Raw genomic sequence first — 15,140 nt, forward strand, 5'->3', positions numbered from 1 at the left:
CCCGACCACGCCGCCGCCGACCGAGGGCGCCTGCCGGGTCGGCTACACGGTCAACGCCTGGAACAGCGGTCTCACCGCGAGCGTGGCCATCACCAACACCGGTGCCACCGCCGTGAACGGCTGGGCGCTGACGTTCACGCTGCCCAGCGGACAGCGCATCACCAGCGGCTGGAACGCCCAGTACGCCCCGGCGAGCGGTGCGGTGACCGCCCGCAACGTCTCCTACAACGGCACCATCGCCCCGAACGCGTCGGTCGAGATCGGCTTCCAGGCCACCCACGAGGGCGGCACCGGCAAGCCCACGTCGTTCGCCCTCAACGGTGCCGCCTGTTCGGTGTCCTGATTTCCCTTCCCACCCCACCACCCTCAAAAGGAGCCACACGATGAGAAGTACGAGATGGAAGGCGGCATCGAGAGCCGCGCTTGCGCTGGCCGGCGCGGGCGCCCTCGCCGCCAGCATGGCGCTGTTTGCGACGGCACCCGCCTCCGCCGGGACGACGCTCGGTGCGTCCGCCGCCGAGAAGGGTCGGTACTTCGGTACGGCGGTGGCCGGATTCAAGCTCTCCGACAGTGCGTACACCACGATTTTGAACCGTGAGTTCAACATGGTGACCGCCGAGAACGAAATGAAGATGAACGCCACCGAGCCGCAGCAGAATCAGTTCAGCTACGGGGCGGCGGACCAGATCGTCAACCACGCGCGCAGCCGCGGGATGAGCGTGCGGGGTCACACGCTGGCGTGGCATTCGCAGCAGCCCGGCTGGATGGAGAGCATGAGCGGCAGTGCGCTGCGGCAGGCGATGCTCAACCACGTCACGCAGGTGGCCACCCACTTCCGCGGTCAGGTCGTGGCGTGGGACGTGGTGAACGAGGCGTTCGCCGACGGCAGCTCCGGAGGCCGTCGCGACTCCAACCTCCAACGCACCGGCAACGACTGGATCGAAGCGGCGTTCCGCGCGGCGCGTGCCGCGGATCCGGGCGCGAAGCTCTGCTACAACGACTACAACACCGACAACTGGACGCACGCCAAGACCCAGGGCGTCTACAACATGGTGCGCGACTTCAAGGCCCGTGGCGTGCCGATCGACTGCGTGGGCTTCCAGTCGCACTTCAACAACGACTCGCCGTACGTGAGCAACTACCGCACCACGCTGTCGAGTTTCGCGGCGCTCGGTGTGGACGTGCAGATCACCGAGTTGGACATCCAGGGCGCTTCGGCGAGCACCTACCGCAGCGTGGTCGAGGACTGCCTGGCCGTGGCCCGCTGCAACGGCATCACGGTGTGGGGCATCCGCGACAGTGACTCCTGGCGGGCTTCGCAGACCCCGCTGCTGTTCAACAGCAACGGCTCGAAGAAGGCCGCGTACGACGCGGTTCTCGCCGCGCTGAACAACGGCACCACGCCCACGGACCCGCCCACGGACCCGCCGACCGACCCGCCCACCACGCCGCCGCCGGGCACGGGTGGCTGCACCGCCACGGTGTCGGTGAACCAGTGGAACGGTGGCTTCGTGGCGAACGTACGGGTGACCGCGGGCTCGTCGGCGCTCAACGGGTGGACGGTGTCGATCGGACTGCCGTCCGGTGCCACCGTCACCAACGCCTGGAGCGCCAACCGCAGTGGTAACACCGGCACGACGAACTGGACCAACGTCGCCTACAACGGTCAGGTCGGCGCCGGGCAGTCCACCGAGTTCGGGTTCCAGGCCAACGGTACCGCCGGCAGCCTGAGCCCCACCTGCTCCGCAGGCTGACGCACCCACCGGCCGGTGCGGGGGGCAGGGCCCCGCACCGGCCCCACCCTCTCCTGCCCTCGTTGATCAAGAGGTTTGCGTTACGACACGCCAGATCGGATGACGGAAACCTCTTGATCACCAGGAGAGGCGGTAGCGGGTGTCAGGTTTGGGCGGCGACGAGGAACATCGGGACGACGACGAGGATCCGGTCCGTCCGGGCGCGCTCGGCCTGCTCGGAGAGCCAGGTCTCCTCGTCGGTGATCCGTTTCAACACGTCGAGCGCGGTGTCGTCGGTGAACACAGCCGTGTGCACCTCGACGATCGGATCGGTGAACCCGGCGTCGAGCAGCAGGTTGCGATACCTGCGGGCAATGCGCGGTGACGGGAGCGAGTCCGCCTTCGCGTGGACCAGCCGACGGGTGGTCTCCGGCTGGTCCGAGTCGATGGCGATCAGGTCCCAGTCCTGGCCGAGCAGTACGGCTCGGCCGCCCGGCGCGAGCACCCGCCGGGCCTCGGCCACGGCCCGCGCCGGGTCGTCGAGCACGTGCAACACCTTGTCCGCCCGGTAGTACGTGGCGGATCCGGTCTCGAACGGCAGTTCGGTGGCGTCGCCGACATGGAACTCGCCGGCGGGCCAGCGCTCCCGGGCCACGGCGATCATCTCGGGGTCGACGTCGACCCCAACCGCGCGGGCTCCGCGTTCGGCCAACTCACCGACGGCGCGGCCACTGCCACAGCCAGCGTCGACGACGGTTCGGCCAGTGAGGTCACCGAGCAAATCGTAGGAACGGGCGCGCAGTGCGACGGTCGCAGGTTCGCTCTCGATGGCATCGAGGACAGCTAGAAGACTGGACATGCCCGTCAGGGTCGGACTTAATGTCGACATGAAGTCAAGCCCGATGACGATCGGCGAGGTGGCCGACCATTTCGGCCTGCCAGCGCACGTACTGCGGCACTGGGAATCGGTGGGTCTGCTCTGCCCCGCCCGGGTCGCCGGCGGTCGTCGCCGCTACACCCGCGACGACCTGTTCCGGGTGGCCTCGATCCTGCGCGCGAAGCAGGCCGGCCTGTCGCTGCCGGACATCCGGGCGTTCCTCGCCGCGGGCGACCCGGCCGCCCGTAAGGACGTGCTGCGCCGCAACCACGACGCCCTGCGGGCCAGGATGGAGGCGCTGCGGTCGGCGCTCGACCTGTTGGAGGCCGGGCTGAACTGCTCACACGAGGACGTCTCGACCTGCCCGAACTACCGCAGCCGGTTGGTGGAACTGGTGGAGGTCGGGGGTGGTGGCTAGCCGTCGATGCGGATGATGTTGCGGATCTTGTTGGACGCGTCCAGGGCGGCGACCTTGTACGCCTCGGCCAGCGTCGGGTAGTTGAACACCGCGTCGACGAGGTAGTCGATCGTGCCGCCACAGCCCATCACCGCCTGACCGATGTGGACGATCTCGGTGGCGGCGGTGCCGAACACGTGCACCCCGAGCAGTCGGCCGTCGTCGGGGGAGACGAGCAGCTTCAGCATCCCGTACGAGTCGCCCACGATCTGACCGCGGGCCAACTCCCGGTACCGGGCGATGCCCACCTCGAACGGTGTCGAGCTTTCGGTGAGTTGCGCCTCGGTCTGGCCGACGAAGCTGATCTCCGGGATCGTGTAGATGCCGATCGGTTGCAGGCCGTGCATCTCCCGGATCGGCTCGCCACAGGCGTGCTGCGCGGCCAGTCGGCCCTGTTCCATCGACGTCGACGCGAGCGCGGGAAAGCCGATCACGTCGCCGACCGCGTAGATGTTGTCGACCGGCGTGCGGTAGTTGGCGTCGACAGCGATCCGGCCGCGTCGGTCCGCCTCCAGCCCTGCGGCCTCCAACGCCAGGTCGTCGGTCTGACCCTGCCGCCCGGCCGAGTACATCACCGTGTCCGCGACGATCTTCTTGCCGCTCTTGAGGATGCACAACGCCGCCGTCTGGTGCTTCTCCACGGCGGCGACCTCCTCGCCGAAGCGGAACGCCACGGACAGGTCGCGCAGGTGGTACTTGAGTGACTCGACGACCTCGTCGTCGCAGAAATCCAACATCCGCTCGCGGCGTTCCACCACCGTCACCTTCGTGCCCAGGGCGGCGAACATCGAGGCGTACTCCATGCCGATCACGCCGGCACCGACCACGACCATGCTGCGGGGTACGGCCTGAAGGTTGATGACGCCGTCGGAGTCCACGATCGTCCGGTCGTCGAAGTCGACGCTGTCCGGGCGGGCCGGGCGGGTGCCCGCGGCGATGACGATCTTGTCGAAGGTCACCTTGGACTCGCGGCCGGAGCCGCCGTCGACCCAGATCGAGTGCGCGTCCGCGAAACGCCCGGTGCCGGTGATCATCGCGACCCGGTTGCGGGCCAGTTGATTGCGGATGACGTCGGTCTGCCTGGTGATCACGTGCTGCGTACGGGCCGCCAGGTCGCTGACCGTGATCTCTTCCTTGACCCGGTAGCTGCTGCCGTACAGGTCCCGCTGACTCAGGCCGGTCAGGTAGAGCACGGCCTCGCGCAGCGTCTTGGAGGGGACCGTGCCGGTGTTGATGCACACCCCACCGATCATGTCGCGGCGGTCCACGATGCCGACCCGCCTGCCGAGCTTGGCGGCGGCGATCGCGGCCTTCTGACCGCTGGGTCCGGAGCCCAGCACCAACAGGTCGTAGTCATACACAGCCGTTAGCGTCGCAAGATGTCGCGGCCGGCGCCAGACCCCGGAGTCGAGCGTTATTCGTCTGCCACCGTGCAGAGGCCGCCGTTCAGCGTGATCTCCTCCGGCAGTTGCGTGCCGGTGGCGACGAGGCCCAGCGACACCGTGCCACCGGGCGGGACCACCGCGTTGCGACCGGTGTTGCTCACCCGCAGGTAGCTGTTGTTGAGCCGGTCGACGACCTTCGCGCCCCAGATGCCCTGCACCTGCTGGCTGGCCCAGAACCGCCACGTCATCGTCCAGCCGTCGATGGTCGTGGAGCCGGTGTTCTCGACGACGAGGTGGGCCACGAAGCCGTCCGGCCACTGCCGCACGACGGACCGGACCGCGCAGCTCGGCGGCGGCGGCAGGGTGGTCACGGTGACCGGTGCGGACAGTGGCGACAGGTGTCCGACCTCGTCGCGGGCCCGCACCACGAAGGTGTACGTGGTGTTCGGCGCCAACCCGCTGATCTGTGCACTGTTCACGGGCGGGTACTGGTACACCTCGCGGACCCGGGTGAGAGTGCCGCCGACGTCGACCCGGAACACCTCGTACCGGTCGAGCGCGACGTTCTCCACCGAGTGCGCCCACCGCAGCCCGACCACCGTGGCGGCGACGTCGTACGCCACCGGTTGGCCCGGCGCGCTCGGCGGTTGGTCGTCCCCCGGTGGCATGGTCAGCCGCAGGGTCGGGTTGGACACTGAGCTGTTGCCGGCCGCGTCCAGCGCCCACACCGAGAAGGTGTACGTGCGCGACGGCCGCAGGTTGGTGATCCGGATGCTGTTGGTGTCGGTCGAATACTGGGCGCCGGAATCTTCGAACTGCGCGCCGACCGGGTAGCGGACCACGCCCACGTTGTCGGTCGAGGCCGCCCAGGTCAGCTCGACCGAGGTGGTGTCGATGGCGACGACAGTGATCGGGCCGGGCGCGGTGGGCCGTTCGGTGTCCGCCCCGGCGTACGCCGGGGTCGCGCCCGCCGCGACCAGGGTCACCGCCAGCGCGTACGCGGCCAGCGGGGCTGCCTTCGACCGGATTGCTCGACTTCGACGATCACGCACGATGAATCCCCGCCTCCGGTCGCCCACCGCTTTCATCAATCCATCGCCGTCAATACTAGGGCACTGTGGTGCGGCAGGTTGCCCCGCCGGACTCGGACGCCGACTCGGCGCCCGGAATCGCCCCCCGCGGCTGGTGGCAGGTTGCCCCGCCGGACCCGGACGCCGACTCGGCGCCCGGAATCGCCCCCCGCGGCTGGTGGATGGTGTGCAGGTCGTCGCCTTTGGAGCTGAATCGTCTATGACATCGGTGACCGCCCGTGCGCTGATTCGTTGACGACATCAGCTCCAAAGGCATCGAACAAGACACCAACCCACCCGCCACCCGCGAGCCGCCACCCGCGAGCCGCCACCCGCGAGCCGCCACCCGCGAGCCGCCACCCGCGAGCCGCCACCCACCCGAGCCCGATCTAGCCGACGAGGCGGCGTTCCCAGGCCCAGGCGGCGATCTCGACCCGGTTGCGGGCCTTGAGTTTCATCTGCACGCTCGCCAGGTGGGTCTTGACCGTGCCCACGGCGATGAAGAGCTGGGCGGCGATCTCGGCGTTGGTCAGGCCCCGGGCGACGAGCTTCACGACGTCGAGTTCCCGTGGCGACAGGCCACCGTCGTCGCGCGCCGGAGCCGGCGAGTTGAGGTGCTCCAACAGCCGTACCGTGATCGAAGGGCTGATCAGCGCGTCGCCGGACACGGCCGCGCGGACGGCCTCCACCAGCAGGGCCGGGCCGGAGTCCTTGAGCAGGAAGCCGCACGCGCCGTTGGAGAGCGCGGTGTGCACGTACTCGTCGAGGTCGAAGGTCGTCACGACGACCACCCGGATCGGGTCGGCGACGCCCGGCCCCGCGAGCAGCCGCAGTGCCTCAAGACCGTCGAGGCGGGGCATCCGGATGTCCAGCAGCACCACGTCCGGGCGCAGCCGTCGGGCCAGTTCGACGGCCTGGACGCCGTCGGCGGCCTCGCCGACCACCTCCATGTCCGACTGGGCGCCAATGATCATGCCGAAGCCGGTCCGGACCATGGCCTGGTCATCGGCGATCAGCACCCGGATCACCGGGCCACCGCCGCGTGCAGCGGGAACGCCGCGTCGAGCACCCAGCCACCGGCAACGCCGGGCCCGGCGGTGATCGTGCCGCCGAGGGCACGTACCCGCTCGGTGAGGCCGATCAGACCGAAGCCGTGCCCCCGGGCCGGCGCGGTGCGCGGCGACGCGCCGTCGTCGGCGACCCGGACCAGCAACCAGTCTGGGGTACGCCGCACCGCAACGTCCACGGACCGCGCGTCCGGCGCGTGCTGGCGGGTGTTGGTCAGCCCCTCCATCACCACCCGGTACGCCGACGTGGACACCTCCACCGGCAGTCCGTTCAGGTCGCCGTCGACGTGCAGTCGTGCGGGCGCGTTCGCCGCGCCGTTGAACCCGGTCAGCAGCGGCTCCAGCTCGGTCACCCCGGCCAGTGGAGCCAGCGGCGCGTCCGGCGGGGCGTCCGGGTTGCGCAGGATGCCGACCATCCGCCGCATCGAGGCCATCGTCTCCGCGCCGGCCCGCTCGATCTGCTCCAGGGCGACGATCACCCGTTGCGGGTCCTGCTCGGCGACGAACCGGGCGCCCTGTGCCTGCACCACGATGCCGGTGACGTGGTGGGCGATGAAGTCGTGCAGGTCCCGGGCGAACTCGGCGCGCTGTTCGGCCCGGACCAGCGCGATGGCCCGCTCCCGGCCGGCGGCCACGATGCGCAGGTAGAGCCCCACCCCGGCGGCGCCGGCCGCGGCGAGCACCTGGAGCAGGCCGAAGATCACCAGCAGGCTCTCGGTGCCGACGCGCAGCGGCATCGCGGCGACGGCGAGCCCGGCGGCCACCGCGGCCCACGGGGCGAGCCGCGGCGCGCCCCAGCGGGCCACCACGAAGACCACCCCGATCAGCCCGGCCGACTCGCCGAGCCCCCAGGTGCGGGCGAGCAGGATGCCGCCGCCTCCGGAGAGGAGCACCACCCCTGCGGTCACGGCCAGTGAGGCGGTGGCGAGTGCCAGCGCGGCCAGCGGCAGCCGGCGGGAGCCCAGCCGGTGCACCGGCAGCCACAGCGGGACCGTCGCCACCGCCAACCCCATCGGCACCAGCAGGAGCAGGAGAGTACCGATGCCGGAGTCATCCGCCGTGCTGGCCGCAAAGTCGAAGAGGGCGAGCAGGCCGAAGGCCACCAGCCCGGCCGCTTGGGCCAGGCGTACCCACAGACGTCGAAGATCCGGCGCGCTCATGGTGACCCAGCGTAGCCAGCCAGGTGGAGGTGGCGGATCGGCCAAAAGGCAGACCCGGCACCGGCGATACCCGGCCCCGGGCCGATGCGCGCAGCCGCCGGTGGCGGCGACGCTTTCCGGGTCACCACGCAGCCACTGGAGGAACGATGACAACCCACGCCCCGCCGGAGACCAGCCACGCCGCGGTCGCCGCGGTCGACCTGGTGAAGGTGTACGGCAGCGGCGACACCGCCGTCCGTGCCCTGGACGGGGTCTCGGTCGGCTTCGGCCGGGCCGAGTTCACCGCGATCATGGGCTCGTCCGGGTCCGGCAAGTCGACCCTGATGCACTGCCTCGCCGGCCTCGACACGGCCACCTCCGGTCGCGTCCTGCTCGGGGGCACGCAGCTGACCGGCCAGTCGGACCGGACGCTGACCCGGGTACGCCGGGAGCGGATCGGGTTCGTCTTCCAGTCCTTCAACCTGCTGCCGCAGCTCACCGCCGCGCAGAACATCACGCTGCCGCTGGACCTCGCCGGTCGGCAGCCCGACGCCGAGCTCCTCGCGCACCTGGTGCGGGTGCTGGGCCTCGGCGACCGCCTGAACCACCGGCCCAGCGAGCTGTCCGGCGGCCAGCAGCAGCGGGTGGCGCTGGCCCGGGCGCTGGTGGCACGGCCCGAGGTGGTCTTCGCCGACGAGCCGACCGGCAACCTCGACTCCCGCTCCGGCGCGGAGGTGCTCACCATCCTGCGCGACTCGGTACGCGATCTCGGCCAGACCGTCGTCATGGTCACCCACGACCCGATCGCCGCCGCGTACGCCGACCGGGTGGTGCTGCTCGCCGACGGGCGGTTGGCCGGCGAGATCGACAAGCCGAACCAGGTGTCGGTCACCGACGCCCTGCGTGACCTGGCGGCCCGCCGATGAGGGCGACAGTGCTGCGTACCCAGACGACCGCTGCGGCCCGGCGGCCCGGCCGGCTGATCCTGACCGGCCTGGCGATCCTGGTCGCGTCGTTCGTCGTCTTCGGCACCGTGCTGGTGCAACAGATCACCGAACGGACCGTGCGGGACAACCTCAGCGGCACCCCGGCCGTCACCGACCTGGTGATCGGCAGCGTTGACGTGCAACCACCCACAGTGACCGACGTGCGGCAGGTCCGGGCCGTGCCCGGGGTGGCCGAGGCGGTGGCCCGGGTGGCGACCGGGGTCTCCATCGGAGAGGGGTACCTCAACCTCCAGTCCGATCCGGGCACCGGCCCGCTGACCACGGTCCGGGTGATCGAGGGCAGCTACCCGGACCAGCCCGGCGAGATCGCGATCACGCCGCGCACCGCCGAACGGCTCGGGCTCTCGGTGGGCACCACCACCAGCGGCACCGGCGGTGAACTCACCACACCCGCCCCCCTCACCGTGACCGGTGTGGTGGAGACCAGCGCCGACGCCGGCTACGACGCGTACGCCCCGGACAGCGCCGTGATCGCCTGGGCACGCCTGACGACGGTGGAGCGCGTCGACGTGCGCGTGGCCCCCGGAGCCTCGACCGACGCGGTCCGCCAACGGGTGACAGCGGCGGTCGCCGGCCAGCCGATCCGCTCCGGCGCCGAGGTGCGCGAGGCCGAGGCCCAGGCGGCGGCCGAACAGGTTGGGAGACTCTTCATCCTGGTCGGCATGTTCGTCTCCATCGCGGTCGTCGCGGCGGCGTTGGTGGTCACCTCGACCTTCCGCATCGTCTTCGCCCAGCGGATGCGGCAGCTCGCGCTGCTGCGGGCGGTCGGCGCGAGTCGGGCCACCCTGGTGGGGGCCCTGACCGCCGAGGGAGCCCTGACCGGGCTGGTCGCCGGCGTCGTCGGGGTCGCCAGCGCCCTCACCCTCGGGTACGCGCTGCCGGCGATCCTGCGCGCCACCGGCCACGATGTCTCCTCGCCGGGCCTGCCGCTGGCGGCGGCGGTCGCTGTGGTGATCGGTGCCGTCGTGATCACCGTGCTGGCCGTGCTGGCACCGGCGCTGTCCGCTGCCCGGGTCTCCCCGCTGGAGGCGCTGCGGGCGGCGAGCGTCACCGCCGGCCGGCGTGGCATAGGGGTGTCGCGTCTGGTGTTCGGGCTGCTCCTGGCCGGCGGCGCGGTCCTGGCGGCGGTCGGGACGATCAGCCAGTTGCCGAAGCCGGAGCAGTCGGACTACGACCCGTCGATGCCGCTGCTCCTGCTGGTCGGGTCCGGCGCGTTGGCGTTCTTCGCGCTGGTGGCCCTCGGCCCGCTGCTGGTGCGCCCGGTGCTGGCAGTGGTGGGTTGGCCGCTGCGCCAACTCGGGCCGCTCGGGCGGATGTCGGTCGGCGGGATCGGCGGGACGCCGCGCCGCGCCGCCGCGGTCTCCGTCGTGGTTGCCCTCGGCGTGACCCTGATTTCCGGGGTGGTCATCGGCGGCGCGTCGTTGCAGATCCTCACCGACCGCGAGATGGCGCTCTCGGCCCCGTCCGACTTCGAGGTCACCAGCAACGGTGGGACACTCCCGCCGGCCGTGGTGAGCCGGGCCGAGGCGGCCGACGGCGCGCTGGCCCGGGTGGTGCCGTACCGGATGGTCGACGACGCCCGGCTGCTGCGTGGGGCCGACAAGCTCGGCGACGGCGAGTCCGGCTACCCGACCAGCGACCTGGACCTGGCCGCGTTGCCGAGCACCGGCGACCTGGACGTGGCCCAGGGCACCCTGACCGATCGTGGCCCCGGCCGGATCGTGCTCAACAGCTGGGTCGCGCGGGACGCGGGCCTGCGGGCCGGCGACACGGTCACGCTCGCCGTCGCCACCGGCACTGTCGACGTGCGGGTGGCCGCGGTCCTGCCCGGTGACGGGCCGCTGCACGCCGGCATCCTCGCCGATCCGGGCGACCTGGACCGGCTCGGTGTGCCGGCCGCGTACACCGGTCTGCTGGCCGACGCGGCCGGTGCCGGCGAGGACGGTCGCACCGCCGGCGTGCGGGCGCTGCGGCAGGCGATCGGGGGCAGCGACGGGGTGGGTCTGGCGGTGCTCGCCGACGAACGGGACCGCAACGACGCGTTGGTGCGCACGCTGGTCTGGGTCGCTGTCGGTCTGGTCAGCCTGACCGTGCTGATCGCGGTGGTCGGCGTGGGCTCCACGACCGCGCTGTCGGTGGTGGAGCGGGTACGCGAGTCCGGGTTGCTCCGGGCGATCGGGCTGTCCCGGACCGGCCTGCGCATCATGCTGACCGTCGAGTCCGGCCTGTACGGGGTGATCGGCGCGGCCATCGGCCTGGTGCTCGGCATTCCGTACGCCTGGTTGGCGGTCGAGACCCTCGGAATCGAGGCACCGATGACCGCGCCGCTGCTGCCACTGGCCGGGCTCTTCGTGGTGCTGGTCGGGCTGACCGCGCTGGCCGGGGTGCTGCCGGCCCGCCGGGCGTCGCGGGTCAGCCCGGTGGTGGCACTGGGGGCCGACAACTGAGCACCGTCGTGGGGTGGCGCCGCGCCTTCGGCGCCACCCCACGACGGCCTGGTCAGTTGGGGTTGTCGGCGTGGGTCAGCGTCTCCCAGGCGACGAAGAGGTTGTTGGTCCCGGCCGGACGTTGTTGCAGCGTGAGGGCCTGGGTGTTGGTCATGACGTTGCCCAACCGGGTGCTCATCGCGTTGAAGCCGACCTCGGTGATCGGCCCGAGGCCCCGGGTGAGGCTGCCACCGCAGAGCCAGGCGGGTGGCGCCTCGCCGAGCTGGTAGCGCGAGTGGAAGCCCAGCGCCTGGCGCAGCCGCTCACCGACCTGCGGGTACAGGTCCCGTCCCTGGATCCGCGAGGTCTCCGCGACGTGCGAGATGGCGGAGATCCCGTACCCGGTGTGGACGAAGTCGCGGCAGGTTTCCTGGGCGAGGCCGGCGACGAAGGTGGACTGGCCCTGCCAGTAGCTGATGATCTCCGCGCTGGTGTCCAGGCCGCTGCCGGGCATCGTGTACGGCAACGCGCCGTCGCTGGGCAGGTAGACGAAGGCCCGGGCGCGGTTGAGGAAGCGGGTGGTCGCGGCGTCGTACACGGCCCGGTCATCGAGGAACACCGCGATGCCGACGCTGGCCTCCATCATGGTCAGTTCCCAGTTGCCGTTGCTGTTCGAGCCGTTGCGCACCATCGGCAGGTAGACGTTGCGCAGCATGGTGGCGAAGCGGTTGGCGTTGGGCCAACTCGTGTACGTGTACTTGATGATCTCGGCCGCTCGGGGCCAGACCGAGGCGGCCCAGCCGGTCTGCAGGGGGGCGTTGCTGCCGGTGTGCGCGGTGATGGTGGCCGACCACGCGTCCATGATCTGGATCGACTTCTGCGCGTACCGGGCGTCCCCGGTGACGTACCAGGCGAGCGCGTCGGTGTACGCCGCGATCGCGTCCTCCCGCTCGTCGGTGCAGCCGTTGTTCGGGTTGGAGTAGGAACCACACTCGACCACCGAACGAGGCGCCGGGGTACGCGACAGGGAGGCGTACCGGCTGCTCATCATCTGGTTGTAAGCCGCCGCCCACGGCTGCGCGCCGGCCTGCACCCGGCCGCGGGCGAAGTCGAGCTGGCCTCGGCTGACCAGCACGCCGGGGTGGGTGAAACCACCCGAGGGCGGTGGTGTGGTGCCGCCGCCGGTGGGCAGCGCCCAGCTCTGGTTGGCGGTTCCGGTGCAGCTCCAGATCTGCAGCGGAGTGCCGTCCGTCGAGTTGGGGCCGGTCGCGTCGAGGCACTTGCCCGAGGTCGGGTTGACCAACTGCCCGGCGTTGGGCGACCACTGCTGCGCCCCGGTGCCGTTGCAGTCGTAGATCTGCACCCGGGCGCCGTTGGCGGTGCTGGCGGCGGCGATGTCCAGGCACTTGCCCAGCGCCCGGATCGTGCCGTCGTCGGCCACCGTCCACTGTTGCGCGGTGGAGCCGTTGCAGGTGAAGAGCTGCACCGGTGTGCTGTTGGCCGGGTTCGCCGCGGCCACGTCGACGCATCTGCCGCCGTACCCGGTGATGGTGCCCGTCGCGGCCGCCACGGCGGGTGATGCGCCGACGACCAGGCCGGTCGGTACGGCGAGCAGGGCCGCGGCGAGCGCGGAGATCAGTCTGATGCGGGGGTGGCGGGGCGCGAGCCCGGCCGATCGTCGCGCCATGCGGGGGTCCTTCCGGGGCGGCGAAACAACTGTAAAGTCTGTTAATCATTACAGTCATACAGGCCGATATCAATGTCTTCGTCGCCACGGATGCCGTTACGGGTGCATGGACGCACCCTTGAGCACCTTGTCCACCACGTTGCGCGGCGCGTGCAACGCCAGGCCCACCAGATCGAGCTTCTCCCGTCCGACCGCCTGGACGGCGGCGCGGTTGTCCCGGTCGTTGCCGGTGGCGAACAGCTCGGAGGTGAAGATCGCCAGCCGCAGGCCACGAGCGAGGCCGCGCGAGTGCGCGCCGACCAACGTCGCCCGGTCCCCGGCGAAGACCAGCACCGGCTGACCGAACATCGGCAGGTAGCCGGTGCCGTCCGCGTCGCGGTACTCCTCGCCGACCAGCTCCGGCAGCGTGCTCGCGATGCCGCTGACCAGGAAAGCGGTGACGTTCAGCCGCTGCCAGCTCGCCAGGTCGTTGCGGAGCAGCACGGCGATCTTGGTGGGAAAGCGGATCGGTTCGGTCATGGCGTCGAGCCTGCGCGCCCCGACGCCTGCCGGTCTTGTACGTTCTTAGCGTGGCCACCCGCCCGGCGGGCTCGCACGTCAGCGCGTGGCGACCCGCGGTAGCCGGGGTCGCCGAGGTCTTCCACGCCCATTTCGTCGACCACGCCTACCCCCGGCACATCCACGAGGTGTGGACGCTGTTGATCGTCGACGACGGCGCGGTCCGCTTCGACCTGGACCGGCACCGGCACGGCGCGCTGCGCACGTCGGTGACCCTCCTGCCGCCGTACGTGCCGCACGACGGCAGATCCGCCACACCCGACGGCTTCCGCAAGCGGGTCCTGTACCTCGACACCTCGGCGCTCGACGCCGAGCTGGTCGGGCGGGCCGTCGACGAGCCGGACCTGGCCGATCCGCGGCTGCGCGACCGGGTCCACCACCTGCACCAGGTGCTCGCCACACCCGGCGACGAGTTCGAGGCCGAGAGCCGGCTCGCGTTCATCCTGGACCGGCTGCGCCGCCAGCTCCGCCAGCGCTCCCCGGCAGGTGGCCAGCCTCCAGGACGTGGCCTCGCGGTGCGACTACGGGAGCTGCTGGACGCCCGGACCGTCGAGGGCATCACGCTGGGGGAGGCCGCGCAGCTGCTGCACGCCCACCCGACCCACCTGGTCCGGGCGTTCACTCAGGCGCACGGCGTGCCTCCGCACACGTACCTGACCGGCCGTCGGGTCGAGCTGGCCCGTCGCCTGCTCCTCGCCGGGCAGCGGCCTGTCGAGACCGCCGTCGCGGCCGGGTTCTTCGACCAGGCGCACCTGACCCGCCACTTTCGGCGCTACCTGGGGGTCAGCCCAGCCCGCTACCCCCGCCCGAGCTGATCGCGTTCAGACGAGCTGGCCGCCGATGACCGCGAGCAGGCGCAGCTTCTCGTCGCTCGGCGACCCGGGTACGGCGGTGAAGACCAACAGTGTCTGTGACTGGTCGGGATCCACAAGCGTCTGGCAGTGCAGCTCCAACGCCCCGACCTCCGGGTGCACGAAGTGCTTGGGCGGGCAGTAGCCGGCGGGCACCGGGTGCTTCCGCCAGAGCTGCGCGAACTCCGGGCTCCTGGTCAGCAGGTCGTCGACGAGCGCGGCGGCCCGTGAGCCGCGCCCGTCGCGGGTGTACGCCGCGTGCAGGTGCGCCACGAGCAGGCGACTCTGTGTCTGGTGATCCTGCGCCGGGTGCAGCTGCCGCGCCGTCGGGTCGGTGAACCAGCGGTGGTGCGCGCTTCGCGCCAACCCGGTGTACCGGGTCTCGTCACCGAGCAGGGCGACGGCCGGCGCGGTCTGCGCCAGGGTCTCGCCGAGGTGGTTCACCACCTGGGCCGGGGTGTCGTGCATCCGGTCGAGGATGCGCATCATTCCCGGGTTCACGTGGTCGGCCCGCACCGCGCGGCGCGGAACGGCGTGACCGGCGAGCTGGAACAGGTGGTCACGTTCGGCGAGCGAGAGCCGCAGGCCCCGGGCCAGGGCGGCGAGCATCTGCTCCGAGGGGTGCGGCCCGCGCTGCTGCTCCAACCGGCTGTAGTAGTCGGTGGACATCCCGCTCAACGTGGCGACTTCCTCACGCCGCAGCCCTCCGGTGCGCCGACGGGGTCCCCGGGGCAACCCCACGTCCTCGGGCTGCAGGGCCTCCCGCCGGGTACGCAGGAAGCTCGCGAGTTGGGCGCGGTCCACGGGTGTCTCCGATCGGTGGGTGCCGGCGAATGGACCGGCACATCGAGTGCAACAGACCAGCCCCGCCCCGGTGTTCCAC

The 15,140-nt window shown here is 71.3% G+C and carries 14 protein-coding genes; 6 read left to right on the plus strand and 8 right to left on the minus strand.

Annotated elements, in window-relative coordinates; all coding sequences use genetic code 11:
- Together DLJ58_RS30255 and DLJ58_RS30260 are read left to right on the plus strand one after the other, a co-directional pair.
- On the plus strand, window positions 1-343 hold a 343-nt coding region (locus DLJ58_RS30255; protein ID WP_208741417.1), incomplete at its 5' end, for a cellulose binding domain-containing protein.
- A 40-nt stretch (window positions 344-383) separates the two neighbouring features.
- On the plus strand, window positions 384-1,754 hold the full coding sequence (locus DLJ58_RS30260) for a glycoside hydrolase family 10 protein (protein WP_124861564.1): 1,371 nt from the start codon (window positions 384-386) through the stop codon (window positions 1,752-1,754).
- A gap of 142 nt (window positions 1,755-1,896) precedes the next feature.
- Here the strand turns inward: DLJ58_RS30260 and DLJ58_RS30265 are convergent, their stop codons facing one another.
- A complete protein-coding gene (locus tag DLJ58_RS30265) occupies window positions 1,897-2,592 on the minus strand; it encodes a methyltransferase domain-containing protein (RefSeq protein ID WP_124861567.1) in 696 nt (231 codons plus the stop codon).
- A gap of 28 nt (window positions 2,593-2,620) precedes the next feature.
- On the opposite strand from DLJ58_RS30265, the gene DLJ58_RS30270 reads away from it, so the two are divergent.
- Window positions 2,621-3,028 (plus strand): MerR family transcriptional regulator, encoded by a 408-nt coding sequence (locus DLJ58_RS30270; RefSeq protein ID WP_208741421.1) that lies wholly within the window; start codon window positions 2,621-2,623, stop codon window positions 3,026-3,028.
- On the opposite strand, the gene sthA is transcribed toward DLJ58_RS30270, so the two are convergent.
- From sthA to DLJ58_RS30295, 4 genes are all read right to left on the minus strand, one after another.
- Window positions 3,025-4,428 (minus strand): Si-specific NAD(P)(+) transhydrogenase, encoded by a 1,404-nt coding sequence (gene sthA, locus DLJ58_RS30275; RefSeq protein ID WP_124861569.1) that lies wholly within the window; start codon window positions 4,426-4,428, stop codon window positions 3,025-3,027. The two genes, DLJ58_RS30270 and sthA, sit on opposite strands and share 4 nt — an antisense overlap.
- A gap of 53 nt (window positions 4,429-4,481) precedes the next feature.
- A complete protein-coding gene (locus DLJ58_RS30280; RefSeq protein ID WP_158629646.1) occupies window positions 4,482-5,504 on the minus strand; it encodes a fibronectin type III domain-containing protein in 1,023 nt (340 codons plus the stop codon).
- A gap of 407 nt (window positions 5,505-5,911) precedes the next feature.
- A complete protein-coding gene (locus tag DLJ58_RS30290) occupies window positions 5,912-6,550 on the minus strand; it encodes a response regulator (RefSeq protein ID WP_124861575.1) in 639 nt (212 codons plus the stop codon).
- Entirely contained in the window at window positions 6,547-7,749 is a 1,203-nt protein-coding gene (locus DLJ58_RS30295) for a sensor histidine kinase (protein WP_124861577.1), read from the minus strand. Before DLJ58_RS30295 ends, DLJ58_RS30290 begins: the two co-directional genes overlap by 4 nt.
- A 146-nt stretch (window positions 7,750-7,895) precedes the next feature.
- Between DLJ58_RS30295 and DLJ58_RS30300 the strand changes: the two genes are divergently transcribed.
- On the plus strand, window positions 7,896-8,654 hold the full coding sequence (locus tag DLJ58_RS30300; RefSeq protein WP_124861580.1) for an ABC transporter ATP-binding protein: 759 nt from the start codon (window positions 7,896-7,898) through the stop codon (window positions 8,652-8,654).
- Window positions 8,651-11,182: an FtsX-like permease family protein gene (locus DLJ58_RS30305; protein ID WP_124861583.1), complete on the plus strand. Its 2,532-nt coding sequence runs from the start codon at window positions 8,651-8,653 to the stop codon at window positions 11,180-11,182. The genes DLJ58_RS30300 and DLJ58_RS30305 overlap by 4 nt, the downstream gene beginning before the upstream one ends.
- 52 nt (window positions 11,183-11,234) lie before the next feature.
- On the opposite strand, the gene DLJ58_RS30310 is transcribed toward DLJ58_RS30305, so the two are convergent.
- Window positions 11,235-12,848, minus strand: coding sequence for a ricin-type beta-trefoil lectin domain protein (locus tag DLJ58_RS30310; protein ID WP_124861586.1), 1,614 nt, complete (start codon window positions 12,846-12,848; stop codon window positions 11,235-11,237).
- Between the two features lie 96 nt (window positions 12,849-12,944).
- Window positions 12,945-13,367, minus strand: coding sequence for a DUF2000 domain-containing protein (locus DLJ58_RS30315; protein ID WP_124861589.1), 423 nt, complete (start codon window positions 13,365-13,367; stop codon window positions 12,945-12,947).
- A 50-nt stretch (window positions 13,368-13,417) separates the two neighbouring features.
- Between DLJ58_RS30315 and DLJ58_RS30320 the strand changes: the two genes are divergently transcribed.
- Window positions 13,418-14,221 carry a helix-turn-helix transcriptional regulator gene (locus tag DLJ58_RS30320; protein ID WP_208741423.1) on the plus strand — a complete coding sequence of 268 codons (804 nt, stop codon included), beginning with the start codon at window positions 13,418-13,420 and terminating at the stop codon, window positions 14,219-14,221.
- A 6-nt stretch (window positions 14,222-14,227) separates the two neighbouring features.
- Here DLJ58_RS30320 and DLJ58_RS30325 read toward each other — a convergent pair whose 3' ends face one another.
- Window positions 14,228-15,061: a helix-turn-helix transcriptional regulator gene (locus DLJ58_RS30325; RefSeq protein ID WP_124861595.1), complete on the minus strand. Its 834-nt coding sequence runs from the start codon at window positions 15,059-15,061 to the stop codon at window positions 14,228-14,230.
- Between the last annotated feature and the right edge of the window lie 79 nt (window positions 15,062-15,140).

The sequence above is a fragment of the Micromonospora arida genome (assembly GCF_003857035.1).
GTDB classification, from domain to species: Bacteria; Actinomycetota; Actinomycetes; order Mycobacteriales; family Micromonosporaceae; genus Micromonospora; species Micromonospora arida.

Excerpts from the sequence above, each read along its gene's own strand:
- DLJ58_RS30260 (WP_124861564.1), top strand. The coding sequence starts at position 384 with ATGAGAAGTACGAGATGGAAGGCGGCATCGAGAGCCGCGCTTGCGCTG.
- DLJ58_RS30265 (WP_124861567.1), bottom strand. The coding sequence starts at position 2,592 with ATGTCCAGTCTTCTAGCTGTCCTCGATGCCATCGAGAGCGAACCTGCG.
- DLJ58_RS30270 (WP_208741421.1), top strand. The coding sequence starts at position 2,621 with ATGAAGTCAAGCCCGATGACGATCGGCGAGGTGGCCGACCATTTCGGC.
- DLJ58_RS30295 (WP_124861577.1), bottom strand. The coding sequence starts at position 7,749 with ATGAGCGCGCCGGATCTTCGACGTCTGTGGGTACGCCTGGCCCAAGCG.
- DLJ58_RS30300 (WP_124861580.1), top strand. The coding sequence starts at position 7,896 with ATGACAACCCACGCCCCGCCGGAGACCAGCCACGCCGCGGTCGCCGCG.
- DLJ58_RS30305 (WP_124861583.1), top strand. The coding sequence starts at position 8,651 with ATGAGGGCGACAGTGCTGCGTACCCAGACGACCGCTGCGGCCCGGCGG.
- DLJ58_RS30310 (WP_124861586.1), bottom strand. The coding sequence starts at position 12,848 with ATGGCGCGACGATCGGCCGGGCTCGCGCCCCGCCACCCCCGCATCAGA.
- DLJ58_RS30315 (WP_124861589.1), bottom strand. The coding sequence starts at position 13,367 with ATGACCGAACCGATCCGCTTTCCCACCAAGATCGCCGTGCTGCTCCGC.